This is a genomic window from Pseudomonas sp. BF-R-30, assembly GCF_019956175.1.
Lineage (GTDB): Bacteria > Pseudomonadota > Gammaproteobacteria > Pseudomonadales > Pseudomonadaceae > Aquipseudomonas > Aquipseudomonas jessenii.
In genome coordinates, this window is record NZ_JAHBDE010000035.1 from 1 (window position 1) to 24,106 (window position 24,106).

General features: G+C 61.3%; 21 protein-coding genes. 7 read left to right on the forward strand and 14 right to left on the reverse strand.

Annotated elements, in window-relative coordinates:
• Positions 1-84 precede the first annotated feature (84 nt).
• Together phnX and KGB20_RS18785 are read right to left on the reverse strand one after the other, a co-directional pair.
• Entirely contained in the window at positions 85-912 is an 828-nt protein-coding gene (gene phnX, locus KGB20_RS18780) for a phosphonoacetaldehyde hydrolase (RefSeq protein ID WP_090456689.1), read from the reverse strand.
• 154 nt (positions 913-1,066) lie between these two features.
• Complete coding sequence (locus KGB20_RS18785) at positions 1,067-2,176, reverse strand: 2-aminoethylphosphonate--pyruvate transaminase (RefSeq protein WP_223532838.1); 1,110 nt, start codon at positions 2,174-2,176, stop codon at positions 1,067-1,069.
• Positions 2,177-2,285: 109 nt separating this feature from the next.
• Between KGB20_RS18785 and KGB20_RS18790 the strand changes: the two genes are divergently transcribed.
• Positions 2,286-3,149, forward strand: a complete 864-nt coding sequence (locus KGB20_RS18790; RefSeq protein ID WP_090456686.1) for a LysR substrate-binding domain-containing protein — start codon at positions 2,286-2,288, stop codon at positions 3,147-3,149.
• A gap of 120 nt (positions 3,150-3,269) precedes the next feature.
• Here KGB20_RS18790 and KGB20_RS18795 read toward each other — a convergent pair whose 3' ends face one another.
• The gene (locus tag KGB20_RS18795; protein ID WP_057714111.1) at positions 3,270-4,142 is read right to left on the reverse strand and encodes a LysR family transcriptional regulator; all 873 of its coding nucleotides are present in this window, start codon (positions 4,140-4,142) and stop codon (positions 3,270-3,272) included.
• Between the two features lie 269 nt (positions 4,143-4,411).
• Here KGB20_RS18795 and KGB20_RS18800 point away from each other — a divergent pair, with 269 nt between their 5' ends.
• Both KGB20_RS18800 and KGB20_RS18805 read left to right on the forward strand, forming a co-directional pair.
• Positions 4,412-5,737 (forward strand): MFS transporter, encoded by a 1,326-nt coding sequence (locus KGB20_RS18800; RefSeq protein WP_057714112.1) that lies wholly within the window; start codon positions 4,412-4,414, stop codon positions 5,735-5,737.
• Positions 5,738-5,807: 70 nt separating this feature from the next.
• Complete coding sequence (locus tag KGB20_RS18805; RefSeq protein WP_150812584.1) at positions 5,808-7,199, forward strand: FAD-dependent oxidoreductase; 1,392 nt, start codon at positions 5,808-5,810, stop codon at positions 7,197-7,199.
• Between the two features lie 3 nt (positions 7,200-7,202).
• Here the strand turns inward: KGB20_RS18805 and KGB20_RS18810 are convergent, their stop codons facing one another.
• Complete coding sequence (locus KGB20_RS18810; RefSeq protein WP_223532856.1) at positions 7,203-8,624, reverse strand: type VI secretion system Vgr family protein; 1,422 nt, start codon at positions 8,622-8,624, stop codon at positions 7,203-7,205.
• Positions 8,625-8,849: 225 nt separating this feature from the next.
• On the opposite strand from KGB20_RS18810, the gene KGB20_RS18815 reads away from it, so the two are divergent.
• Positions 8,850-9,554, forward strand: a complete 705-nt coding sequence (locus tag KGB20_RS18815) for a YebC/PmpR family DNA-binding transcriptional regulator (protein WP_056854673.1) — start codon at positions 8,850-8,852, stop codon at positions 9,552-9,554.
• A gap of 136 nt (positions 9,555-9,690) precedes the next feature.
• Here KGB20_RS18815 and KGB20_RS18820 read toward each other — a convergent pair whose 3' ends face one another.
• From KGB20_RS18820 to KGB20_RS18835, 4 genes are all read right to left on the reverse strand, one after another.
• Entirely contained in the window at positions 9,691-11,004 is a 1,314-nt protein-coding gene (locus tag KGB20_RS18820; protein WP_223532840.1) for a leucine-rich repeat-containing protein kinase family protein, read from the reverse strand.
• Positions 11,005-11,219: 215 nt separating this feature from the next.
• On the reverse strand, positions 11,220-12,344 hold the full coding sequence (zapE, locus tag KGB20_RS18825; RefSeq protein ID WP_223532842.1) for a cell division protein ZapE: 1,125 nt from the start codon (positions 12,342-12,344) through the stop codon (positions 11,220-11,222).
• 165 nt (positions 12,345-12,509) lie between these two features.
• Positions 12,510-13,262: an anti-sigma factor family protein gene (locus KGB20_RS18830; protein ID WP_102671605.1), complete on the reverse strand. Its 753-nt coding sequence runs from the start codon at positions 13,260-13,262 to the stop codon at positions 12,510-12,512.
• Positions 13,259-13,765 carry a sigma-70 family RNA polymerase sigma factor gene (locus KGB20_RS18835; protein WP_090456673.1) on the reverse strand — a complete coding sequence of 169 codons (507 nt, stop codon included), beginning with the start codon at positions 13,763-13,765 and terminating at the stop codon, positions 13,259-13,261. Before KGB20_RS18835 ends, KGB20_RS18830 begins: the two co-directional genes overlap by 4 nt.
• A 158-nt stretch (positions 13,766-13,923) precedes the next feature.
• Here KGB20_RS18835 and KGB20_RS18840 point away from each other — a divergent pair, with 158 nt between their 5' ends.
• Both KGB20_RS18840 and KGB20_RS18845 read left to right on the forward strand, forming a co-directional pair.
• On the forward strand, positions 13,924-15,009 hold the full coding sequence (locus KGB20_RS18840; RefSeq protein ID WP_102671604.1) for a catalase family peroxidase: 1,086 nt from the start codon (positions 13,924-13,926) through the stop codon (positions 15,007-15,009).
• Positions 15,006-15,551: a cytochrome b gene (locus KGB20_RS18845; RefSeq protein ID WP_102671603.1), complete on the forward strand. Its 546-nt coding sequence runs from the start codon at positions 15,006-15,008 to the stop codon at positions 15,549-15,551. Before KGB20_RS18840 ends, KGB20_RS18845 begins: the two co-directional genes overlap by 4 nt.
• Positions 15,552-15,613: 62 nt before the next feature.
• On the opposite strand, the gene KGB20_RS18850 is transcribed toward KGB20_RS18845, so the two are convergent.
• Positions 15,614-16,765 (reverse strand): M14-type cytosolic carboxypeptidase, encoded by a 1,152-nt coding sequence (locus KGB20_RS18850; protein WP_057714121.1) that lies wholly within the window; start codon positions 16,763-16,765, stop codon positions 15,614-15,616.
• A 485-nt stretch (positions 16,766-17,250) separates the two neighbouring features.
• Positions 17,251-17,592, reverse strand: coding sequence for a DUF6124 family protein (locus KGB20_RS18855; protein ID WP_150812590.1), 342 nt, complete (start codon positions 17,590-17,592; stop codon positions 17,251-17,253).
• Positions 17,593-17,721: 129 nt separating this feature from the next.
• Here KGB20_RS18855 and KGB20_RS18860 point away from each other — a divergent pair, with 129 nt between their 5' ends.
• Positions 17,722-18,369: a LexA family protein gene (locus tag KGB20_RS18860; RefSeq protein ID WP_150812591.1), complete on the forward strand. Its 648-nt coding sequence runs from the start codon at positions 17,722-17,724 to the stop codon at positions 18,367-18,369.
• A gap of 39 nt (positions 18,370-18,408) precedes the next feature.
• Here the strand turns inward: KGB20_RS18860 and KGB20_RS18865 are convergent, their stop codons facing one another.
• The 4 genes from KGB20_RS18865 to KGB20_RS18880 form a co-directional block, all read right to left on the reverse strand.
• A complete protein-coding gene (locus KGB20_RS18865; protein ID WP_223532844.1) occupies positions 18,409-20,364 on the reverse strand; it encodes an acetyl/propionyl/methylcrotonyl-CoA carboxylase subunit alpha in 1,956 nt (651 codons plus the stop codon).
• Entirely contained in the window at positions 20,364-21,176 is an 813-nt protein-coding gene (locus tag KGB20_RS18870) for a gamma-carboxygeranoyl-CoA hydratase (RefSeq protein ID WP_150812593.1), read from the reverse strand. Before KGB20_RS18870 ends, KGB20_RS18865 begins: the two co-directional genes overlap by 1 nt.
• Before the next feature lie 130 nt (positions 21,177-21,306).
• Positions 21,307-22,914, reverse strand: coding sequence for a carboxyl transferase domain-containing protein (locus tag KGB20_RS18875; RefSeq protein ID WP_150812594.1), 1,608 nt, complete (start codon positions 22,912-22,914; stop codon positions 21,307-21,309).
• A gap of 12 nt (positions 22,915-22,926) precedes the next feature.
• Positions 22,927-24,090 (reverse strand): isovaleryl-CoA dehydrogenase, encoded by a 1,164-nt coding sequence (locus tag KGB20_RS18880; protein WP_007946948.1) that lies wholly within the window; start codon positions 24,088-24,090, stop codon positions 22,927-22,929.
• Between the last annotated feature and the right edge of the window lie 16 nt (positions 24,091-24,106).

The window sequence follows — 24,106 nt, forward strand, 5'->3', positions numbered from 1 at the left end:
CGCGATGGTGTGTCAGTCGACATCAATGTATCTGACACACCATCGCGAGCAGGCTCGCTCCTACAGGGGGGGGCGTTGCGGTATTTAGCTCGACTGTGGCATTTCGCCGTTGGCCAGGCGCTTGTTGATGTCGGCGATCACTTCCGGCAGATCGGTGATGGTGTCGATCATGTAATGCGGGCGTGAACCTTCGAACATCCCGTGGATGCGCTTGCGCTCGCTGTCCAGTCGGTCGCAGCCCAAGGCGCGATAGCCTTCGTAGTCCAGGCCCAGGGCGTTGCCCGAGCAGATCAGCGCAACGGTCCACATGCCGGCGCGGCGACCCTCGAGAATGCCCGGCACCGTGTCATCGATCTTCACGCACGCGGCGACATCGTCGATGCCCAGGGCGATGACGTTGGCCAGCGCCTGGGCGGGCCATGGGCGACCATTCGGGACTTCGTCGGTGGCGACCACGTGGTCGGCCACGTAACCGTTGGTGGCGGCCAGTTCGACCACCTTGTCCATGACCTGTTTCGGGTAACCGGAGCACGAGCCGATCTTGATCCCTTGCTGGCGCAGGTTGGCGATGGTCTCCAGTGCCCCGGGAATCAGCGCCGAGTGCTCGGCGATTTTTTCGATCTGCAGCGGCATGAAACGCTGGTAGATCGCAGTGACGTCATCGTCGGTCGGCGTGCGGCCGAACACTTTGCGATAACGCTCGGCAACTTCCGGCAGATCGCACAGGGTGCGGATGTGGTCCCACTTGCCCATGCCCATCGGGCCGCGAGCCTCTTCGATGGACACCTGGACATCGAACTCGGCGAAGGCCTCGACGAAAATCTGCGTCGGGGCGAAGGAGCCGAAGTCGACCACGGTGCCGGCCCAGTCGAGGATGGCGGCTTGCAGTTTGGTTGGGTTGGCGTAGTTCATGGTGATCTGAATCCTGTAATAAATGGCTATTTAGGAAAACGGTTTTTTGTAGGAGCGAGCCTGCTCGCGATGAGGCCCTGGTAGTCGACATCAATGGTGAATCTCAGAACGCTATCGCGAGCAGGCTCGCTCCTACAGGGGAAGGTAGTGTTGGTTAGATCTCTAGCACTTCCATTTCGCGCAACACCTCGCCAATCGCGGCCACGGCTTCGCGCATTTCGGCTGGTTGGACATGGCCGATGCAGCCGACGCGGAAGGTTTCGACCTGGGTCAGTTTGCCGGGGTAGAGGATGTAGCCCTTGGCCTTGACCCGCTCGTAGAATTCTTTGAACGCGTAGCGCGGATCTTTCGGGGCGTGGAAGGTGGCGATGATCGGCGCCTGGATAGCCGCCGGCAGGAAGCTGCGCAGCCCCAGTTTGCCCATCTCTTCCATCAATGCCTGGCAGTTGGCGGCGTAGCGTTCGTGCCGCGCCGGCAAGCCGCCTTCTTCGTTGTATTGCAGCAGGGCTTCGTGCAGCGCCGCGACCACATGGGTCGGCGGGGTGAAGCGCCACTGGCCGGTCTTGGCCATGTAGGCGTGCTGGTCCTGCAAGTCCATCGCCAGCGAATGCGAGTTGCCGGCGGCGCTGGCCAGGGATTCTCTGCGAGCGAAGACAAAACCCATGCCCGGTACGCCCTCCAGGCATTTGCCCGAGGCGGCGATCAATGCGTCGAACGGCACTTGCTGCGCATCCACGGGCAGAGCGCCGAAGGAGCTCATGGCGTCGATGATCAGGCGCTTGCCGTGTTGCGCCACTACTTGGGCGATCTCTGGCAGCGGATTGAGGATGCCGGTACTGGTTTCGCAGTGAATCAGGGCGACATGGGTAATGTCTTGATCGGCACGTAGCAGGCGGTCGACGTCGGCGGCGGTGGTCGGCTTATCTTCTGCGGTTTCGAAGGTACTGAAGGAGCGGCCCAATACTTCGCAGATTTTCGCCAGGCGTTTGCCGTAGGCGCCGTTAATCAGGACCAGAATCTTGCCGTCCCGAGGCACCAGCGTGCCGATCGCTGCCTCGACCGCGAAGGTGCCGCTGCCTTGCAAAGGCACGCAGTGGTGGGTGGCAGTGCCGTTGATGATGGTCAGCAGTTGCTCGCAGACGCTGGCGGTCAGTTGATTGAAGCGGTCATCCCATGAACCCCAGTCGATCATCATCGCCTGACGGGTGCGGGGCGACGTGGTCAACGGGCCGGGGGTGAGCAGGATGGGTTCGGCAGTACTCATTCTCGTGTCCTCGCAATCGATGGGATGAAGCTACGGGGCTTAAATTGCAATTTGCCGTGTTATCAATCAAATTGTTTATTGTTATGCCAGCCATCAGTGAGGGTTATTCATGAACCTGTTTCAGCTCCGCGCCTTCGATGCCGTGGCCCGGGAAGGCAGCTTTACCCGGGCAGCGGCGCGGCTGTTCATCAGCCAGCCGGCGGTCACCGGGCACATCAAGGCCCTGGAGGAGCACTACCAGATCACCCTGCTGCGCCGCACCGCCCGACGGGTGGAGCTGACGGAGGAGGGCACCAAACTGGCGGCAATCACCCGGGCGATGTTCGGCCTGGCCGAAGAGGCGCAGGTGATGCTCGAAGCCAACCGGCAATTGCTGACCGGGCGTCTGGAGGTGGCGGCGGACGGCCCGCACATGGTCATGCCGATGCTCGCCAGCCTGCGGGCGCGCTATCCGGGGATCACGGTGAACCTGCGCCTGGGCAACGCCCAGGAAACCCTGGCGGCGCTGCTGTCCGAACATGCCGACGTGGCGGTGCTGACCGAGGTCGAGCCGCGCAAGGGCCTGCATCTTCAGGCGCTGAACGAGTCGCGGATTTGCGCACTGGTGCCCGACGGGCATCCTTGGGCGCAGAAGACTAAAGGCGTGCAGCTCAAGGAACTGGATCAGGTGATCATGGTGCTGCGCGAACCGAGTTCGATTACCCGGCGCACCTTCGATGAGGCTTGCGCCCAGGCCAAGGTCAATCCACGGGTGTTGCTGGAACTGGACAGCCGCGAAGCGGTGACCGAGGCGGTGGCCGCCGAACTGGGCGTGGGGGTGGTGTCGTCGGTGGAGGTCAGCCACGATCCACGGGTGGCGGCGGTGCCGATCATTGGCGAGGGGTTGGTGAATCGGCACATGATTGGCTGTATGGAGCGGCGGCGGGATTTGCGCTTGATTCAGGCGTTTTTCGGGTTGGCGCCCGTCAGGTAGACCGAGTTGCCTGCATCGCGAGCAAGCTCGCTCCCACAGGGATTTATGCACGTTCGCCGATTTTGTGTACGACCCAATACCTGTGGGAGCGTGGCTTGCCCGCGATGGCGCCGGACCTGCCTACACAAGACTCTCGCGCACCATCTCAAGAAACGTCGCCACCACCCGCCGTGAACTCTGTTCACGCAAGCACACCAACGTCTCGGTCAACCGCCGCTTGCAATCGATAATCGGCAGCGCACACACACGGGAATCCGCACCAAACTCGGCAGCCGACACCACGCCCACGCCAATCCCCACCACCACCGCCTCCCGCGCTGCCTCGCGACCTTCAACCTGAATCGCCGGCCGAATGCGAAACCCGGCCCCCGCCATTTCCTCCTCCAGCGTCTGCCGGGTCACCGAACCGATTTCCCGCAATACCAGTGGCGTGTCGTCGAGGTCGGCGAGGGTGATGGATTCGCGGTCGGCCCACGGATGATTGCGCGACACGAACGCCACCATCGGGTCATTGCGCAGGGGCAGTGAAATCAGGCGTTCATCGCTGACATCACGGCCCAGCAATGCAAGGTCGGCCTGATAGTTGAACAGTCGAAACAGCGACTCATCGGTGTTGCCGGTTTCGATCTTCACGCTGATCCCGGGGTAGCGTTCGCAGAATCGGGCAATCTGCGGCAGCACGTGCACCGGTGCATCCACCGCCAGAATCAGGCTGCCGGTCTGCAGGGCCTGGGATTCCTGAAGCAGTTCCTGGGCTTCCGCCTCGATCACAAAAAGCCGCTGGGTAACGCTCAACAGACGCTCACCCAGATCGGTCAGGCGCACCGAGCGCTTGTTGCGGTGAAACAGCAAAACCCCGTAGCGCTCTTCGAGTTTGCGCACCTGGTCGGAAATCGCCGGTTGCGTCAGAAACAGGCGTTCGGCGGCCTTGGTAAAGCTTCCATGGACCGCCACGGCGTGGAAAGCTTTGAGCTGGGCGTGGGACACCGACATGGGAATCTCCAGTAACAAGCTGAGCTTATATTTGAAATACGATAAATCGATTTCACTTATTAATCAGTAATTGTTTTTATCCACCTCAGCCCCGCTGACTGGTCAGTCGAACAGCAGCGGGTGCCATGAGCCTGTGCGTGCAACTACAGGACTCATCTGACCGGTATCCGCCGTAGGGACAGGGCGATATCGCAGTGCTCAACAATAAAAAACACAGGCGTTTTCTTCCAATTCTGCCGGCACACTCACACCCTGAGGTCAGAACCACAATGAACAAGCACATCGGCACCATCAAGCGTTGGCGCGTGCAGATCTTCGCGATCACCTGGCTCGCCTACGCCGCGTTCTATTTCACCCGCAAAGCATTCTCGGTCGCCAAACTCGGTATTGGCGAAGACCCGACCTTCATGCTCGACAAAATGGCCATGGCCAACCTCGACGCCATCTACCTGACGGCTTACGCCGTCGGTCAGTTCACCTGGGGCATCCTCGCAGACCGTTTTGGCCCGCGAGTTGTGGTGCTCGGCGGGTTGCTGATTTCCGCCGCCGCGGCGCTGGTGATGGGCAACTTCGCAACGTTACCGATTTTCGCTACCTGCATGCTGATACAAGGCCTGGCGCAGTCCACCGGTTGGTCGGGGCTGTGCAAGAACCTCGGCAGCTTCTTTCCCTCCGAGCAACGCGGACGGGTATTGGGCCTGTGGAGTTCCTGCTACGCCTTTGGCGGCCTGGTAGCCTCGCCGTTTGCCGGTTGGTGGGCGTACACGCTCATCGGCAGCTGGCATGCGGCGTTCATTTCCAGTGCGGCGGTGGTTGGGCTGGTCGCCGTGCTGTTTTTTATTTTCCAACGCAACAAACCGGAGGACGTCGGCTTGCCGGCGGTGGAGCCGGAGCCTGAGCTGACCGCCGAACAAGCCGAGGCGCAAAGCAAAATCAGCATGTGGGAGCCTTTGAAGGAAATCCTGCGCAACCGCACGGTGCTGGTATTGGGATTGGCGTACTTCATGCTCAAGCCGGCGCGCTACGCGATTCTGCTATGGGGGCCGGTGATCGTCTTCGAACAGATGCCTTCGGTGGGCAAGGTCGGTGCGGCGATCATTCCGACTGCGTTTGAGCTGGCCGGGTTGCTCGGGCCGATCCTGATTGGCCTGGCCTCGGACAAACTGTTCGGCGCCCGGCGCATGCCGGCTTGCGTGATCAGCCTGCTGGCGCTGACGGTGTCCCTGGCGTTTTTCATGGGCGCCCTGCATACCGGCAGCGTGCTGCTGGTAGTGGCGCTGCTGTTCGTCATGGGCCTGACCCTCTACGGACCGGACTCGATGATCAGCGGCGCGGCCGCCATCGACTTCGGCACCGCCAAGGCCGGCGCCACGGCAGCCGGTTTCGTTAACGGCTGCGGTTCGGTCGGGGCGATTCTCGGCGGGCTGCTGCCAGGCTACTTCGACACCGTTACCGTGTTCATCGTCTTCGCCGGCTGCGCCATGTTCTCGGCGCTGGTATTGATCCCGCACTGGAACAGCCGCCCCGGTGGCCTGGGCACTCACTTCGCCTACGTGCCCAATCAGGCGATGACCATCAAACCCCTGCGTACCTGAATCCTGTCCCTCGTCGCCTGCTGCACCTGCGGCAGGCCGGCGTGTGGGCCACTGACCGGAGATTGACCCCATGAGACCCTTTTGGCTGGACCAGGCCTTGAAGGCTGATGCATCCGAAACCTGTCCGCCACTGGAAGGCGACGCCCGCGCCGATGTCTGTATCGTCGGCGGTGGTTACACCGGGTTGTGGACCGCGATCATGCTCAAGGAGCAGAACCCCGAACTGGATGTGCTGCTGATCGAAGCGGACATCTGCGGTGCCGGGGCCAGTGGACGCAATGGTGGTTGTGCGTTGTCGTGGTCGGCCAAGTATTTCACCCTCGAACGTTTGTTCGGCGTCGAAGAAGCCGTGCGTCTGGTCCAAGAGTCCGAGCGCAGCATCCATGCCATCGGCGCCTTCTGCGAACAGTATGGGGTGGACGCCGATTACCGCCTCGATGGCACCCTCTACACCGCGACCAATCGCGCGCAGGTCGGCTCGACCGACGCTGTGATCGCGGCGCTGGAGCGCAACGGCATCAACTCGTTCACCCAGCGGCCGGTGGCCGATGTGCAGCGCATGGCCGGTTCCAGCAAACACCTGGAAGGCTGGTTTTCCCCGGCCGCGGCCAGTGTGCAGCCGGGCAAACTGGTGCGTGGCTTGCGCCGGGTAGCCCTGCAGCTGGGGGTGAGGATTCATGAAAACACCGCGATGACCGGGCTGGAGGAGGGCCGGCCAGCGGGCATTCAAACCCCCAAGGGCATCATTCGCGCCGACCGCGTGGTGCTGGCGATGAACGCCTGGATGGCCCGGGCGTTTCCGCAGTTCGAACGCAGCGTGGCGATCGTTTCCAGCGACATGCTGATCACCGAGCCTCGGCCGGATTTACTCGACGAAATCGGTCTGACCAGCGGCGTCACGGTGCTCGATTCGCGGATTTTCGTGCACTACTACCACAACACGCCGGACGGCCGGATCATGCTCGGCAAGGGCGGCAACACCTTCGCCTATGGCGGGCGCATGCTGCCGGTGTTCGATCAGCCATCGCCTTATGCCGGCCTGTTGCAGAGCAGTCTCGCGGATTTCTTCCCGGCGTTTGCCGACGTCAAGGTCGAGGCGACCTGGAACGGTCCATCGGATCGATCGGTGACCGGGCTGCCGTTCTTCGGGCAGATGAGCGCCAGTGGCAATGTGTTTTACGGTTTCGGCTATTCCGGCAGCGGCGTCGGCCCCTGCCACATGGGCGGGCAGATTCTGGCGTCGATGGTTCAAGGCCTGGACAACCCCTGGACCCGTTCGCCGCTGGTCAATGGCCCACTGGGCTTTTTCCCGCCGGAGCCGATTCGCTATATCGGCTCGCTGATGGTGCGCAACGCCATCCGCCGCAAGGAGCGCGCGGAAGATCACGGGCATCGGCCACGGCATCTGGACGTGCGTCTGGCGAAGTTCGCTGCTGCAGCCGGCAAGGCTGACAAGGGTTGAGCGTCAGGGTGCAGGGTCCGAGCGGGTGAGCAGCCAGTCGAACAGCAGGCGGGTATCGCCACGGGGCTCATGCGGGTGAGGGCGGTGAGGTTGTGGCCGAGGGCCCATGGTCGTACAAAGCACCGGGCGATCCGGGTCACTGTCGAGGAAAATCACCAGTACCTCGCTGCCAGCCACGGGCAAGCGGGCCGGATCGATCCAGTCCTCGGCGGTGGTCAGCGCCAGCGGAAGCCACAGGCCGTTGGACTCTTCTGCGACTGGTTGTGTGGCGGGCCAGAGGTTCACCTGAACCCGGCCATCCTCGTCCACTGCCGCCGGTTGCCCGACCGGGCCGCACACGCGACCGGGCTGATACCCAGGGATATTCGGCCTGGGTTGTTTGAGCGCTGGCCTGAATACCGTCGACCAGGGGATGGCGCTGAATTGATTGCGGTAACCCGAGGCCGTGCCCGGTGTGTCGTCGAGCAGAATGGATGACTGACACCCCTGATGGCGGATTTCGGTAACCAGCCACTGATCATTGAAATTCGCCAGCGGGTGCTCGGCCACTTGCAGGATCCGGCCACTGCGTAATGCCCCCTGGCTACTTTGACCGTGGATCTGCTGGTGACGGCAGCGCAGGCGTTCCAGTTGTCGACGGCTGAGCTGGTCGCGATGTTGTTGCTCGCCAGCGGGACAGTGCCTCGCCGTGGCGAACGAGTGATTGGCAGCGCCCTCGCTGATGTCCGCTGCACCCGGATTCCTGGCACCTGGACGCACAGGGGAGAGCGTGGCGTCATGGCGCTGGAACAGTTCGCTGATCACCGGTTCCTGGTGTTCGCCGGGGGCGCCGCCGCTCATCGACATGAGCAGTGGCTCTTGGGGAAAGCTCAAGCTGTCGTCGGCCAGCACCAGCACATGGCCGTCGCGTTGATGCTCGAAGTGATAGTGGATGCCTTCTTCCTCGCACAGCCGTTGCAGCAACGCCAGGTCGGATTCTTCATACTGAATGCAAAAAGGTCGCAGGGGATAGTGCCTGGTTGCCAGTTCAAAGCGATAACTGCTGGCGGGCAACCCATGTTCCTCCAGCAATTGGCGCAGGATCATGGGCACGCTGGCGTGCTGGAAAATACGTCGGCATCGTTGCTGTTCCAGCACCTGGACACGAGGCACCAGCACCAGCTTGTAAGCGACCCGGTGCCCGCTTCGATGTTCACAACTGGCGCTGTCCAGTACGCCATGAATGCCTTGATCGTGGCCGAATTCGAGGAACGCCGGTTGGTGCAGCAATCGCTCAAGGTTCAGGGCTGGTGCCAGCCCGATCACCTCGATGTCGAATCGATAGGGCTGGTTGAGAGCTTCATGACCACTGAACCGGACCACCTGGAAGTTCAGGTCGTCTTCGAGAAGCGTCAGGGTGGTGGGACTTTCCTTGTCGTTGTGCATCGAACGCGCTACCGCTGTGGAGTAGGGTGCAAAGCGTACGAAACCCCGGCGCATTGCGGGCACGGTAAAGCGACATTTCCGAATTGCCCTACAACCGCTGGTGAAGATGTCGATGCAAGTCGGGATTTTTTGGTCGATTGCCAACTTTAGGCCGTATAAACTTGTGCAAAGCGTCGGCCAATAGATGTCTCGGCGCCACAGATGCCACAGATAAGAGAGTGAGAAATGGGCGCACAGTGGAAGGTTAAACACAAAGAAGCGGCAGCCAATGCCAAGGGCAAGATCTTCGGCAAACTGGTGAAAGAAATCACCATTGCTGCGCGCAACGGCGCTGATACAGCTACCAACGCGCACTTGCGCCTGGTGGTTGAACAGGCCAAGAAAGCTTCGATGCCCAAGGAAACACTGGATCGTGCCATCAAGAAGGGCGCGGGCCTGCTGGGCGAAACCGTGCAATACCATCGCGTGACCTATGAAGGGTTCGCCCCGCATCAGGTGCCGTTGATCGTTGAGTGCGTGACCGACAACATCAATCGCACCGTCGCCGAGATCCGCGTGGCGTTCCGCAAGGGTCAGCTGGGGGCTTCCGGTTCGGTGGCCTGGGACTTCAACCACGTCGGCATGATCGAAGCGTCGCCGGACACCCCGGACGCCGATCCGGAAATGGCCGCCATCGAAGCCGGTGCACAGGATTTCGAGCCGGGTGAAGAGGGGGCAACCCTGTTCCTGACCGAACCGACCGACCTCGACGCGGTGCAGAAAGCCCTGCCGGAACAAGGCTTCACCGTGCTGTCGGCCAAACTGGGCTACCAGCCGAAAAACCCGGTCAGCGGCCTGAGCGATGAGCAGATGGCGGAAGTCGAAGCGTTCCTCGAAGGCCTCGATAACCACGACGACGTGCAGGACATGTTTGTCGGGTTGGCGGGTTAAGTCTTTGTGTCAATGACGGCTCTGTTGTCTGGCAGGCCGTCATCGCGAGCAGGCTCGCTCCCACAGTTGACCGAGTTGCATGGTCTGGCGCGATCTAATGTGGGAGCGAGCTTGCTCGCGATTGACCGCGCAGCGGTCACAGACTTTCCAATTGCCGCACGATTTCGCTGAACCCCGGCCGTACCAGCACTTGCGGCTGGCAACAACGCTGTTGCAGATCTTCCAGTACCCCACGCTGTTCGTCGCTCAACCCCGAATTAACCCGCTCCAGCAGTTCGCCCAGCAACACCCCGAACGCCCGCACCTCGATCCGCTGCAAGGCGCGGCTTTCCAGGCTGTCGGAAATCCCGTGGAACGACGCCGCGCCAAAATCCCCCAGCAAGCAATCGCCCTGTTCATTCCACAGAATATTGTGCCCGTAGAGATCGCCATGGGTGATGCCGTGGTTGTGCAAGTGTTCGGCCACCGAGGCAATGCCCGAGGCAATGCGCAGCGCCACCGCCGCACTGAAACGCAAGCCTTCGGCATAAATGTCGCGGCTGCACGACGCCAGGCTCGGCAGGCTGGCGAGGTTGCGAAAACTCGGCGGGACCAACCGCATGACCAGCCCGGCGGTTTGTTGCGGGTGATCGACAATCCGCCCTTCGACGCGAATCAGATTCGGGTGCAGGCCTGCGGTGATGCAGGCGTTCATCTCGTGCAGCGGCGAGCCATCGCTGGTCATTTCACCCTTGTAGAGCTTCACCGCAACTGGCATGGCCGGTTGGTCGGTCGGTTGCCAGACAGCTTGATGAATCACTCCGGACGCCCCTTCGCCGATTTTTTTCTCCAGGTGCAATGCCGACCAGTCAATGCGCAGTGTGGCATCGAGGGCGGCGGCATCGGCTTCGGTTTCCAGCGGATTACCGGCGTAGGCCAGCCAGGTCAGGCTTGGCAGCGTCAGCAGCCATTGCGGCAAGTTAGTGAACTGGTTGGCGGCGATGCGGATCAGCTCCAGCCGATGACAATTGTGCATCGACTCCGGCAACGCGTGCAGGCGGTTACCGGCAAGCATCAGCTTTTGCAGGTATGGCCGCTCTCCCAACGCGCTCGGCAGCGTCTCGATGCAATTGTCGGTCAGGATCAGCCAGCGCAGCAGCGGTGGCAGTGCCGCTGCGGGCACGTGGGCGATACGGTTGGCCTTGAAGCCGATCATCGTCAGTGCAGCGCATTGGCCAACACAGGCCGGCAACTCGGTGAAACGGTTATCGGAGCAGAACAGCACGCGCAAACGGGTCAGGCGATGCAAGTCCTCTGGTAGCGCGCTCAGAGCATTGCCGCTGAGGTTGAGCACTTCCAGCGAATCCGCCAGATCGAAGATCTCCCGGGGAAACTCGGTCAGGCCTTCGGCCAGATCCAGCCGCGTGATGCCCGACAACTCGCCGGCGCGCAATTGAGCAAGGGTATGCATGAACAGATTCGCCATTAACCTAGAGGAGGGCGCGGGGCCCCGGAAATGGGCGACATGATAGCGGGAAAGATGTGGCGACTGTCAGGCCGCCTTCGCGAGCAAGCCCGCTCCCACATTTGATCGGTGTAGATCACAAATTCTGTATCCGACACAAATCCATTGTGGGAGCGGGCTTGCTCGCGAAGAAGTCAGTCAATGCAACAAAAAGCTATCGATCAGACCGGTTCGCTGACTTCGACCAGTTGTCCCAGTCGGCTGCGTGTGCGCGCCAGATCAATGGCATCACCACCCAGGCTTTCGCGCAATGAGTGCTGCCCGAGCAACGTCAGGTGCTTGTCCTGGTCGTACAGCACGTCGATAAGATTGATAAAACGCTGCTGGGCGGCAATCGTGCAATCGCCCAGCAGTGGCAGTTCATCGATGATCCAGCGGTCGAACTGGCGGCACAGCTCCAGATAATCCATCACCGCCGTGGGATGATCGCACAAATCGGTGAAGGTAAAACCGACGCCGCGCCCTTCGCAGAAACGTGCTCGCAAATGCCGGGTACCTACCGGCAACGAAACAGGCGGGGCATTGTGCCTGGGCAGGTTCAGCGATTGTCGTTGCGCCACGCTCGCCGGCCAGACGTAGTGACCTTGAGTGAACAACTGATGCGCGTGGGTTCGGGCCTGGCTGCGGTAGTCGTGGGGCCCGCCGACCTCCATCACCTGCATGCGCGCATTGATCAAGTCGATCACCGGTTTGAAGCGGGCGTGGTACAGCGGATTGGGCAACAGGCCTTCGGGCGGATAATTGGAGGTGACCAGCAACAGGATGCCGCGCTGGAACAGTGCCTTGAACAACCGGGTGATGAGCATCGCATCGCCGATGTCGTGCACATGGAACTCATCGAAACACAGCACCCGGCAATCGCTGAGCAGTTCATCGAGGGTGATCGCCAGGGCGTCGGCCTGATCGCGGTGCTCGAACATGCCCTGGTGCAGTTGGGCGAAAAACTGATGGAAGTGCAGGCGTTGTTTTTGCGCGAGGGGAATGGCCCGGAAAAACCCGTCGAGCAGCCAGCTTTTGCCGCGCCCCACGGCACCATGCAGGTAAAGGCCGGGAAGGGGTTTGGCCGCAGTGCCCATCAGCATGCAGGCATGCCGGGCCATGCAGTCGATCACCCGCTGTTGGCTGTGACTGAGGGTGTAGCCCTGTGCATGGGCCTGATGGCGAAAGTAGTCGTGGATGACCTGGCCTGTCGCGGCGCTACCGGGCGCCGGTGCCTTGCCGAGAAGGCGGCGCAACGTTTGCCAGCGCGATTTGATTCGCGAACGGCTGGGCGGTCGAACGGCCACTGGGATATCACCTCTGGTGTACGGGCAGGCTCTTTGTGCTGCGGCGCCATAGTGTAACCAGAGCAGGGAATCTGCTTCCAGCAGTGTCGGAATATTCCGGGCCACCGTCACTGGGCTCTAAAGGAACACCGCAAACTCCCACAAAAAAAAGCAGCTGGATGGCGATCAGAATTGAGTGGTCTGTTTGAGCATCCGCGCCGCCGGTGTATCCGCCGGGCTGACCATCGCATAGTTGTAGCCACTTCCCGACCAGTACTCGGCCTGCAACTCGCCATCACTGCGACTGCCCCTGGGCAGCAGGAAGTTTTTCGGCCCTGGCGGGCGCACGTAGAAACTGATTTTCTGCCCGCTCTGGTTCTCGTAGACCACCATCGCCGCCGGGCCTTGCTCGGTGCTCAGCAGGCGCCCGCTGACCGGTTTGAAACCGGCATCCGAAAGGTCGGGCAGGCGGTTGGCCTGTGTGAAGTAGCGGTCGAGCCAGCCTTGCATGTCACCGTCGTCGCCGACTTTGAAATCCGCCGGCAGGAGGCCTTGCTGGGCAATCAGGCGATAAGCCTGCAGCGCATCGGTCATTGGAAGCTGGGGACTCGCCAGTGTCATCTCCCGCGCTTGCCAGCCGCTGACACCGCCGACGCTGACGGCGATGAACAACACCGCGGCACTGGCCAGGTGTCTACGGGATTGGCGTTTAAGGCGCTGGCGTATAACCGCCGGATCCAGGTCCGGGTTCGAGGGTTGTTGCAAGGCACCACTCAGCGCTGCGCGCAGTGTCTGGGCATCCTGCTGCCAGGCGCATACTTGCGCGGCCATCTGCGGGTTACCGGCCAGAAAAGTCTCCACCTGGCGTCGGTCGGCGTCGCTCAGTTGGTGGTCGACGTAGGCGTGCAGGTCACGCTCGCTGGGGGGCATGCTGATCATTTGAGTCTCCGCAGGGAAGGGCGGTTGATTTCGCCATCGCTGAGTTGGCGCAGGGCCTGGCGAGCCCGGGACAGGCGGGACATCACGGTGCCGGTGGGTACGTCGAGAATCTCGGCGACCTCTTTGTAACTCAAACCTTCCACCGACACCCAGAGCAGCAGCGCGCGCTGCTCGGTGGGCAGCCGGTCGAAGGCGTTGAGGGTCGATTGGGCAATCACGGTGCGCTCCACCGAGGGCTGGGCATCGTCACGCCCGGTGAAGAATTCGAGCATGCGCGCATAGCGCCGGGAGCGACGGTGGGCATCGAGAAACTGCCGATAGAGAATCGAGAACAGCCAGGCGCGCAAGTCGCCCTCGGCGCGTTTGCCAGCCCAACTCGAGAGTGCCCGCTCCAGGCTCGCCTGCACCAGGTCGTCAGCGCTGCTGGTGTTGCGCGTCAACGACACGGCGAACCGTCGCAATCCTGGAATGATTTCCCTCAGTTGTTCGTCGATATCGTTCATGAAGTTCTGACTAGTCACTACGCTTGGGACTAGGAAGACGTCCGGTACCGGAGGTTATTCCACGTCAGAAAAAATAAACACCGCGCGTGGGAATAAACCTGCATGCGGTTCGTCTGCTTGATTCTTCTCACTTGTGGCCGATGGCCCTGGAGTCTTTCATGGTAGATCGATCATCACCGCCAACCCGGCCACCCTTGAGTGCGGCAAGCCTGACGTTGCGTCTGGCTGGCATTGCTGTGGTCGTTGCCGCCTTGGCTGGGGCGTTTGCCTACGTCAACGGCACCTTTGACCCACAGCGCCTGACTCCGAAGAAACTGATCAACGTGCTGGAAACCAACAACGGCGTGCATCCGGGTTTCCGTCGCAACCATTCCAAAGGCGTGTGCGTGATCGGGCATTTCGAGAGCAGCGGTGAGGCGCGCAGCTATTCCACCGCCCAGGTGTTCAACGAAGCTCGGACGCCGGTGGTCGGACGTTTCGCCTTGCCGGCCGGCAATCCTTATGCTCCGGACAGTGCCGTGCCGATCCGCAGCATGGCCTTGCGCTTCACCCAGGCCAACGGCCAGCAGTGGCGCACGGGGATGAACAGCATGCCGGTGTTCCCGGTGGGCACGCCCGAGGCGTTCTATCAATTGCAGCAGGCGCAGTCGCCGGACCCGGCTACGGGCAAGCCGAACCCGACCGCGGTTCCGGCGTTTTTCGGTGCGCATCCGGAAGCTGCACCCTTTCTGGCCTGGATCAAGACCGCCAAACCGTCAGCCAGTTACGTCACCGAGACCTATAACAGCGTCAACGCGTTTTATCTGGTGAACGCTGCCGGACAACGCCAGGCTGTGCGCTGGAGCATGGTGCCGGTAGCGCAGGATGCGTCGGGTGCCATGGCGCCCGAGGGCAGCGACTTTCTGGAGAAAGACCTGGTTCAGCGTATAGCCGCAGGACCGTTGCGTTGGCAGTTGAATATCATCCTGGCCAATCCCGGCGATCCCGTGAACGACGCCAGCAAAGCCTGGCCTGAAGGGCGCAAAGTGTTGAACGCAGGCACGCTGGTGCTGGAAAAAACCCAGCCGCAACTCAATGGCGAATGCCGTGACATCAATTACGACCCGCTGGTTTTACCCGCCGGCATCGAAGGGTCCGACGACCCGTTGCTCGCCGCTCGTTCAGCCGGTTACGCCAATTCCTACCTGCGTCGCACCAGCGAAGTCAGCCAGTTGCCCGCCGCCAAACAGGAGGCCCAGCAATGAGCACTCAACCCAACCACTTCGCTCCATTGGCGCGACTGCTGCACTGGCTGATGGCACTGATGATCATCGCCATGTTGTTTATCGGTGCCGGCATGGTCGCCTCGGTGTCCGAACGGCATGAATGGCTGATCAATCTGCACAAACCTTTGGGTGTCGCGATTTTGCTGCTGGTGATCGTGCGGCTGGTGGTGCGGTTCTCCACCACGCAACCACCGCTGCCGGCGGATTTGCCGGGTTGGCAAGCGATGGCGGCCAAGGCCTCGCATGTATTGCTGTATGCCTTGATGCTGGTCTTGCCGCTGCTGGGCTGGACGATGATTTCGGCGTCGGGCGAACCGGTGATGCTCAGCAGTTCGTTGCAGTTGCCATCGATCGTGCCGGCGGACGCGCAGCTGTTTGCGTTTTTGCGCAAGGCTCATGGGTATTTGGCGTATCTGCTGTTTCTGACCGTGTTGCTGCATTTGGCGGCCGCGTTGTTTCACGGCTGGGTGCGGCGGGATGATGTGCTGGACAGCATGTTGCGGGGCAAGGATCGCGGCTAGTTGCAATGGAGAAAAAGATCGCAGCCTGCGGCAGGCGGCGATCTTTTGATCTTGAAGGGAGATCAGCGCAGGGTATCGACCATATCCGCAATGGTGGTGAGCACATCCTTGCCCAGCTGCTTCGAGCGCTTGCCCGACCAGCCCGTCAACGGGTTCGGATGATCATCGTGATCCTTGAACGGCATTTCCAGGGTCAGCGAAAGGCAGTCGTACTTCTGGCCCACGCTGTTGCAGGCCAGCGTCATGTTGGCTTGACCCGGCTCGTCGCGGGTGTAGCCGTGTTTGGTCTGGAAATCCTTTGTGGTGTGTTTCAGGTGGTTGCGGAAGTGTTCTTCGAGTTTTTCGATCCGCGGTGTGTAACCCGGATTGCCTTCGCAAGCAGCTGTGAACACGTGAGGGATTTCCTCGTCACCATGGACGTCGAGGAACATATCGACACCGTATTTTTCCATCTGCTGCTGAACGAACAGGACTTCCGGGCTGATTTCCTGGCTGGCGTTCTGCCAGGCGCGGTTCAGGTCCTGGCCCATGGCATTGGTGCGCAGGTGTCCGTGGAAGGCGCCGTCCGGGTTCATGTTCGGCACCAGGTACAGATCAGCGCCGGCCAGCAGTTTGTTCAGCACTGGGTCGTCGTTTCTTTCCAGGCGTTCGATCACGCCTTCCATGAACCACTCGGCCATGTGCTCGCCCGGATGTTGCTGGGCGATGATCCACACTTTGCGCTGGCCTTCGGCGCCGGTGCCTTTGCGCAATAGCTGGATGTCGCGACCTTCGACACTCTTGCCGGTGGCCAGCAGTTCGGTGCCGGCCTTGGTCAGCGCCTGCTCGATCAGCCAGTCGTGGCGGCCACGGCTGTAGGGTTCGAAGTAGGCGAACCAGGCATGGGTCTGCTCGGCTTCGAGGCTGAAGCGCAGGCAGTCGCCTTCGAAAATGGTCGGTACGCGGAACCAGTTGACGTGATCGTAGGACGCCACCGCCTGATAGCCGGCCCAGGCCTTGTTGTAGGAGGATTGGCTGGCATTGTTCAGGCGAAACCAGTGCTCCTGGCCGACATGCAGGCCGCTGGCCTTGAAGTGGAACCATTGGAAATGGTTGCTTTTTGTATCGGGGCGGATCGCCAGCAGGGGCTTGAGCGGGTCGCTGACATCGATTACCTGGATATTGCCGCTGTCGAAGTTGGCACTGATGTCGAAAGAAGATTTAGCCACGGCCATAATCGGGTCCTGAATATGATTTTTATGGTGGCTACTTTACACGCAAGAGTGGGGTGAAACCGAGGGGAATTGCGGGGTGCGAGGGTGGGGGCGTCCTCCTTGACGCCGCCGCAGCTTAGAGGCTATGCGATTGATTCTCAAGTGCTATCTGTCGCTGGTTTGAACCAATGATGCCGGGCTTCTCTTGCCAACTGGAATTCTTTTGATATCATTCGCGCCATCGAATTTGCGGCACCGAAAGACTTCATTAGCCTGAAGCCAAAGCCAGAAAAACTGGCAAAAAAAAGACCCGGCAAAAAGCCGGGTCAAAAACCGTGATTAGCCTGATGAGGAGATAGTCCAGGAGACCGACCTAAGGTCACCTGGTCCATCGACTGATCTCGCGATCAGTTGATGCAATAATAATCATTCTCGTTTGCAAGTCAAACGTTTTTACCTGCGCGACAGGAAAATTCTTTCCTGCCCTCTCGATTTGTCTTCTCACCTCAACCGTTTTCATACTTCTCCAGCGATCGATCGACCATCGCCTTGGCCATGTCGATCATGTGCACCGTCGAAAATGCCAGGTCGCGGCTTGCGCCTTGCAGGTGATTGGCGGACTCGTACGCGGTGGCGGCAGCACAGCGCAACAGGTCCAGGGCATGGACCAGCGCCTCTTCGCCGTTGATATTGCGGTTTACATCAAAAAGACGCGGCTCGGCCACTCCTTCCGAAACAGCTGGTTTCAAGTAATAGTCCAGCGCGCGTTGTGCCGCCGCCGAGTCCAAGGGCGAGGTAAAGGTGGTGTCGATGTGCATGTCCGGCAGGTCATTGGTGGGTTGGTTCATGGCGATGGCAAGCTCCGTGTTAGATTCAGATCCGTGAACCGATCCTAATACGAACTGTATTTGTGACGACAATTTAAATACTACATTTTGTGTTTTGATGGCTGGAGTCGCCCACGTATCGTGCCGCACATGGATAAATGGATTGAATTGGTCAAGGCCAAGATGAGTGAACTCAAAATCACTCAAGAGATACTCGCCGAGCGCCTCGGGATGTCCCAGGGCGGCATTGGCCACTGGCTCAACAAACGTCGTGAACCCGGCATCGAAGACATGAACCGTGTGCTGCGGGCGCTGGGCCTTGAGTTTCTCGAAGTGGCGCTGGTGATCCGGGAGCCGCAGGCGTCAACGGACGACGAAATCCCCCTGACACAGAAGTACAACCCGTACTTTCGCTACCCGGTCAGTGACTGGCGCGAACCTGCCGAAGTGCGTGACGGCGAGGTTCCGGTGTACGGAAAAGGACACTTTGAACTGTCCGATTACCACGCCCGGGGGCCGGCATTCTGGTTGAGAGTGGCAGGCGATGCGATGACCGCACCCAATGGCATCAGCATCCCGGAAGGCATGCTGATCCTGGTGGACCCTGCGGTGGACGTCGAGCCTGGCAAACTGGTCATTGCCCAGTGGCCGGGCAGCAACGAAGCCACGTTCCGCAAGCTCATCGAAGAGGGCGGGCAGCGTTATCTGGTCCCGCTCAATCCGACGTATCCGAAAGCCTTGTACACCGAAGAGTGTCGAATCATCGGTGTAGTGGTTCAGGCAACAGCCAGGTTCTGATCAGATCGGTCCTCGCGATGCGTAGGACCGATCTTCATTTCACGCTTCTTCCAGTTCGACCAGCGCACTGCCTTCGCTGACCATTTCGCCTTCCTGGCAATACAGCGCCTTGATCACCCCGGCGTGGGGCGCGCGGATGCTGTGTTCCATCTTCATCGCTTCCAGTACCACCAATTGCGCCCCGGCCTCGACCGATTGCCCGGCCTCTACCAGTACCCGGACGATGCTGCCGTTCATGGGGGCGGTCAGCCCGCCCTGATGGCTGTGGCTGGCCTCGACGGCGCTGATCGGGTCGTAAGACTCGATGCGGCGCAACTCGCCATCCCACTGCAAATACACATAGTCGCCACGGCGTATTGCGCGGTGCTGACGGCGCACGCCTTCGTGCTCGGTCAGCAGTTGCTCGCCCTTGAGCCGAGCGCTGTGGGCATTGATGTCGCCCAGCGTCAGTGCACGGTCCTGACCTTCACAACTCAGGTGAAGAGTGATTTCTCTCGGCAAGCCGGCACGCAGCCCGTTAGGTGCAGCCCACGGCGAACTCAGGTCATCGGCGCGGGTTGCATGGGGCTGGCTCTGGGCGAACGCCTGGGCGGCGGCTTGCCAGAAATCATCGCTGAGTTCCGCTGGGGTCGGCAGCAACTGTTCCTGATAACGGGGAATGAAGCCGGTATTCAGTTCGGCAGCGGCAAATGCCGGGTGGCCAATGATGCGCCGCAGGAAATTGATGTTGGTCTTCAGCCCGCCGATGGCGAATTCGTCGAGCATGCTCAGCAGGCGCAAGCGCGCCTGTTCACGGTCTTCACCCCAGGCAATCAACTTGCCGAGCATCGGGTCGTAGAAAGGCGAAATTTCATCGCCTTCTTCAACGCCGCTGTCCACTCGACGGCCCGGCCCTTGGGCGGATTCGCGATACAGCTCCAGGCGACCGGTCGCCGGCAGGAAATCATTGCCCGGGTCTTCGGCATACAGCCGCACTTCGATCGCGTGCCCCACCAGCGGCACCTGGTCTTGAGTCATCGGCAACGCTTCGCCGCGTGCCACGCGAATCTGCCAAGCCACCAAGTCGAGGCCCGTGATGGCTTCGGTGACCGGGTGTTCGACCTGCAGGCGGGTGTTCATTTCCATGAAGAAGAACTCGCCGCGCGCATCCAGCAAAAACTCCACGGTGCCGGCACCGACGTAACCGATGGCCTGCGCCGAGCGTACGGCGGCTTCACCCATGGCGCGCCGCAGCTCCGGACTCAGGCCCGGCGCCGGTGCTTCTTCGACGACTTTCTGATGACGACGTTGAATCGAGCAGTCGCGTTCGTTGAGGTACAGGCAGTTGCCGTGCTGGTCGGCGAAGACCTGGATTTCCACGTGACGTGGCTTGAGCAGGTATTTTTCCACCAGCATCCGCGAATCGCCGAACGACGATTGCGCCTCACGCTGGGCCGAGGCCAGGGCTTCGGCCAATTGGCTGACGTCCTCGACCACTTTCATGCCTTTGCCGCCACCCCCGGCCGTGGCCTTGAGCAACACCGGATAGCCGATGCGTTCGCAGGCGGCGCGGAAGGTTTCCAGGTCCTGGGCTTCGCCGTGATAACCGGGCACCAGTGGCACGCCAGCGGTTTCCATCAGGGCTTTGGCGGCGGACTTGCTGCCCATGGCATCGATGGCCGAGGCGGGCGGGCCAAGGAAAATCAGGCCGGCCGCTTCGATGGCGCGGGCGAACCCGGCGTTCTCCGACAGAAAGCCATAGCCGGGGTGAATCGCCTGGGCGCCGCTGGCCTTGGCGGCAGCGATCAGTTTGTCGATCTGCAGATAGCTGTCGACGGCCTTGCTGCCGCCGAGGTCAACCCGAATGTCAGCTTCGCGGCTGTGCCGGGCGTCACGGTCGGTGGCGCTGTGCACGGCCACGGTGGTCAGGCCCAGGGCCTTGGCGGTACGCATTACCCGGCAAGCGATTTCGCCACGGTTGGCCACCAGCAGGGTGGTGAGGACAGGTGCGCTCATCAACGGGGCTCCTTGGTGGTTTCGGCTTGCCAGCTCGGCGGACGTTTTTGCAGGAAGGCGCGCAGGCCTTCCTGGCCTTCGGGGCTGACGCGGATGCGGGCGATGGCGTTTTCGGTGTAGCGGCGCAATGCCGGGGTCAGTGAACCGTCGCCGACTTCGCGCAACAGGTCCTTGCTGGCGCGCATCGCGGCCGGACTGTTGAGCAGCAGATTGTCGATCCATTGACCGACTTTCTGTTCCAGCTCGGCACCTGCATAGCTCTCCGACAACAATCCGATTTCCCGTGCCCGTTGCCCGCCGAAGCGCTCAGCGGTCAAGGCGTAGCGACGTGTAGCGCGCTCGCCAATGGCTTGCACCACGAACGGGCTGATTACCGCGGGTGCCAGGCCGATGCGCACTTCCGACAGGCAGAATTGCGCGTCATCGGCACCGATGGCCATGTCGCAGCAACTGATCAAGCCCAACGCGCCGCCAAAGGCTGCGCCTTGCACGACGGCCAGGGTCGGAATCTTCAGTTTGGCCAGGTTGTACATCAATTCCGCCAGTTCCCGGGCGTCATCGAGGTTGGTGGCGTAATCGAGCTCGGCCGATTGCTGCATCCAGGCCAGGTCGGCGCCGGCGCTGAAATGTTTACCACGACCGCGCACGATCAGAAACCGCAGGCTGGCATCGCTGGCGACTTTGTCGAGGGCGAGTATCAGTTCGCGGATCATTTCGGCATTGAAGGCGTTGTTCTTTTCTTCACGGCTGAGCCACAGCGTGGCAAATCCACGGGGGTCGGTCAGCAGTTCGAGGGTGTTGAAGTCGCTCATATTGTCCGTCTCCACAACTCTGTTCTGTAGGAGCGAGCCTGCTCGCGATGGTCTTGAGGACGCCGCTGGGTGTCAGGCTTTCAGCGTTATCGTTGACGACCATCGCGAGCGAGCTCGCTCCTACAAAAAATCACATCCGGAACACGCCGAAGCGGCTCGGTTCGATTGGCGCGTTCAACGACGCGGACAAGGCCAGGGCCAGTACGTCGCGGGTCTGGGCCGGGTCGATGACACCGTCGTCCCACAGACGCGCGCTGGAATAGTAGGGGTGACCCTGTTCTTCGTACTGGTCGAGGATCGGTTGCTTGATCTCGGCTTCCTGTTCGGCGCTGAAACCATGGCCACTGCGCTCGGCCTGTTCGCGCTTGACCTGCACCAGCACGCCGGCCGCCTGTTCGGCGCCCATCACGCCGATGCGCGCATTCGGCCACATCCACAAGAAGCGCGGATCGTAGGCGCGACCGCACATGCCGTAGTTACCAGCACCGAAACTGCCGCCGATGATCACGGTGAACTTCGGCACCTTGGCGCAGGCCACGGCGGTCACCAGTTTCGCGCCGTGCTTGGCGATGCCGCCAGCTTCGTACTTCTGCCCGACCATGAAACCGGTGATGTTCTGCAGGAACAGCAGCGGGATGCCGCGCTGGCACGCCAGTTCGATGAAGTGCGCGCCTTTCTGCGCCGCTTCAGCGAAGAGGATGCCGTTGTTGGCGAGGATCGCGATCGGGTAACCGTGCAGGTAAGCAAAACCGCAGACCAGCGTCGTCCCGAACAGCGCCTTGAACTCGTCGAACACCGATCCGTCCACCAGCCGCGCAATCACTTCGCGCACATCAAACGGTTGCTTGGCGTCGGCCGGGACCACGCCGTACAACTCGTCGCTGCTGTAGAGCGGGGCGATCGGCGTGCGTTGCTGAACCTCGCCTTGCTTGCGCCAGTTGAGGTTGGCGATGCTGCGGCGTGCCAGTGCCAGGGCGTGTTCATCGCTCTCGGCATAATGGTCGGCCACACCGGAAATCTTGCAGTGCACATCGGCCCCGCCGAGGTCCTCGGCACTGACCACTTCACCCGTCGCGGCTTTCACCAGCGGCGGGCCGGCGAGGAAGATGGTCGCTTGTTCGCGGACCATGATCGCTTCATCGGCCATCGCCGGTACATAGGCGCCGCCAGCGGTGCAGGAACCCATGACCACGGCAATCTGCGGGATGCCCAGGGCGCTCATGTTGGCCTGGTTGAAGAAAATTCGTCCGAAGTGCTCGCGGTCCGGGAACACTTCATCCTGACGCGGCAGGTTGGCGCCGCCGGAGTCCACCAGATAGATGCACGGCAGACGGTTCTGCTGGGCGATGGTCTGGGCGCGCAGGTGCTTTTTCACCGTCAGCGGGTAATACGAACCACCTTTGACCGTGGCGTCGTTGGCGACAATCATGCACTCGACGCCTTCCACACGGCCGATCCCGGCAATTACGCCAGCAGCGGGGACGTCTTCGCCATACACCTCGTACGCCGCCAGTTGGCTGATCTCCAGAAACGGCGAACCCGGATCCAGCAAGCGGTTGATGCGCTCGCGAGGCAGCAATTTGCCCCGCGAGGTATGGCGTTCCTGAGCCTTCGGGCCGCCACCTTGCGCCACTTGGGCGAGCAGGGTGTGCAACGCGTCGACCTGCTTGAGCATCGCTGCGCTGTTGGCGGCGAACTCCGCTGAACGGGGGTTGAGCTGGGTATGCAGGGTAGCCATGTGCAGCTCCGTTTAGCGGGTTTCGTTGAACAGTTCGCGACCGATCAGCATGCGACGGATCTCACTGGTGCCTGCGCCGATTTCGTACAGCTTGGCGTCACGCAACAGACGGCCGGCCGGGAATTCATTGATGTAGCCGTTGCCACCGAGAATCTGGATCGCGTCGAGGGCCATTTGCGTAGCGCGTTCGGCGCTGTAGAGGATCACGCCGGCGGCGTCCTTGCGTGTGGTCTCGCCGCGCTCGCAAGCCTGGGCCACGGCATACAGGTAGGCGCGGCTGGCGTTGAGTTGGGTGTACATGTCGGCGACCTTGCCCTGGATCAGCTGGAATTCGCCGATGCTTTGGCCGAACTGCTTGCGGTCGTGGATGTACGGCACGATCAGGTCCATGCACGCCTGCATGATCCCGGTCGGGCCGCCGGAGAGCACGACACGCTCGTAGTCGAGGCCGCTCATCAGCACTTTCACGCCGCCATTGAGCACGCCGAGGATATTTTCTTCCGGCACCTCGACGTCATCGAAAAACAGCTCGCAGGTGTTCGAACCGCGCATGCCGAGCTTGTCGAACTTGTTGCTGCGGCTGAAGCCTTTCCAGTCGCGCTCGACGATGAAGGCGGTGATGCCGTGAGGGCCTTTTTCCAGGTCGGTCTTGGCGTAGATCACGTAGGTGTTGGCGTCCGGACCGTTGGTGATCCAGGTCTTGCTGCCGTTGAGCACGTACTTGTCGCCGCGTTTATCGGCACGCAGTTTCATCGACACCACGTCGGAACCGGCATTCGGTTCGCTCATGGCCAAAGCGCCGATGTGCTCGCCGCTGATCAGCTTCGGCAGGTATTTGGATTTCTGCTCGTGGTTGCCGTTACGGTTGATCTGGTTGACGCACAGGTTGGAGTGCGCGCCGTAGGACAACGCCACCGAAGCCGAGCCACGGCTGATTTCTTCCATGGCCACCACGTGGGCCAGGTAACCCAGGCCGGCGCCGCCGTACTCTTCCGGCACGGTAATGCCCAGCAGGCCCATGTCGCCGAACTTGCGCCACAGGTCGGCGGGGAACAGGTTGTCGATGTCGATCTGAGCGGCGCGCGGGGCGATCTCCTTGGCGACGAAGGACTGAACCTGATCGCGCAGCATGTCGATGGTTTCACCGAGGGCAAAGTTCAGGGATGGATAGCTCATGGGTCACCTTTTGGCT

Bases quoted from the DNA above. Each gene is read 5' to 3' on its own strand.
- phnX (WP_090456689.1), bottom strand. From the start codon at position 912: ATGAACTACGCCAACCCAACCAAACTGCAAGCCGCCATCCTCGACTGG.
- KGB20_RS18785 (WP_223532838.1), bottom strand. From the start codon at position 2,176: ATGAGTACTGCCGAACCCATCCTGCTCACCCCCGGCCCGTTGACCACG.
- KGB20_RS18790 (WP_090456686.1), top strand. From the start codon at position 2,286: ATGAACCTGTTTCAGCTCCGCGCCTTCGATGCCGTGGCCCGGGAAGGC.
- KGB20_RS18795 (WP_057714111.1), bottom strand. From the start codon at position 4,142: ATGTCGGTGTCCCACGCCCAGCTCAAAGCTTTCCACGCCGTGGCGGTC.
- KGB20_RS18800 (WP_057714112.1), top strand. From the start codon at position 4,412: ATGAACAAGCACATCGGCACCATCAAGCGTTGGCGCGTGCAGATCTTC.
- KGB20_RS18805 (WP_150812584.1), top strand. From the start codon at position 5,808: ATGAGACCCTTTTGGCTGGACCAGGCCTTGAAGGCTGATGCATCCGAA.
- KGB20_RS18810 (WP_223532856.1), bottom strand. From the start codon at position 8,624: ATGCACAACGACAAGGAAAGTCCCACCACCCTGACGCTTCTCGAAGAC.
- KGB20_RS18815 (WP_056854673.1), top strand. From the start codon at position 8,850: ATGGGCGCACAGTGGAAGGTTAAACACAAAGAAGCGGCAGCCAATGCC.
- KGB20_RS18820 (WP_223532840.1), bottom strand. From the start codon at position 11,004: ATGCATACCCTTGCTCAATTGCGCGCCGGCGAGTTGTCGGGCATCACG.
- KGB20_RS18830 (WP_102671605.1), bottom strand. From the start codon at position 13,262: ATGATCAGCATGCCCCCCAGCGAGCGTGACCTGCACGCCTACGTCGAC.
- KGB20_RS18835 (WP_090456673.1), bottom strand. From the start codon at position 13,765: ATGAACGATATCGACGAACAACTGAGGGAAATCATTCCAGGATTGCGA.
- KGB20_RS18840 (WP_102671604.1), top strand. From the start codon at position 13,924: ATGGTAGATCGATCATCACCGCCAACCCGGCCACCCTTGAGTGCGGCA.
- KGB20_RS18845 (WP_102671603.1), top strand. From the start codon at position 15,006: ATGAGCACTCAACCCAACCACTTCGCTCCATTGGCGCGACTGCTGCAC.
- KGB20_RS18850 (WP_057714121.1), bottom strand. From the start codon at position 16,765: ATGGCCGTGGCTAAATCTTCTTTCGACATCAGTGCCAACTTCGACAGC.
- KGB20_RS18855 (WP_150812590.1), bottom strand. From the start codon at position 17,592: ATGAACCAACCCACCAATGACCTGCCGGACATGCACATCGACACCACC.
- KGB20_RS18860 (WP_150812591.1), top strand. From the start codon at position 17,722: ATGGATAAATGGATTGAATTGGTCAAGGCCAAGATGAGTGAACTCAAA.
- KGB20_RS18865 (WP_223532844.1), bottom strand. From the start codon at position 20,364: ATGAGCGCACCTGTCCTCACCACCCTGCTGGTGGCCAACCGTGGCGAA.
- KGB20_RS18870 (WP_150812593.1), bottom strand. From the start codon at position 21,176: ATGAGCGACTTCAACACCCTCGAACTGCTGACCGACCCCCGTGGATTT.
- KGB20_RS18875 (WP_150812594.1), bottom strand. From the start codon at position 22,914: ATGGCTACCCTGCATACCCAGCTCAACCCCCGTTCAGCGGAGTTCGCC.
- KGB20_RS18880 (WP_007946948.1), bottom strand. From the start codon at position 24,090: ATGAGCTATCCATCCCTGAACTTTGCCCTCGGTGAAACCATCGACATG.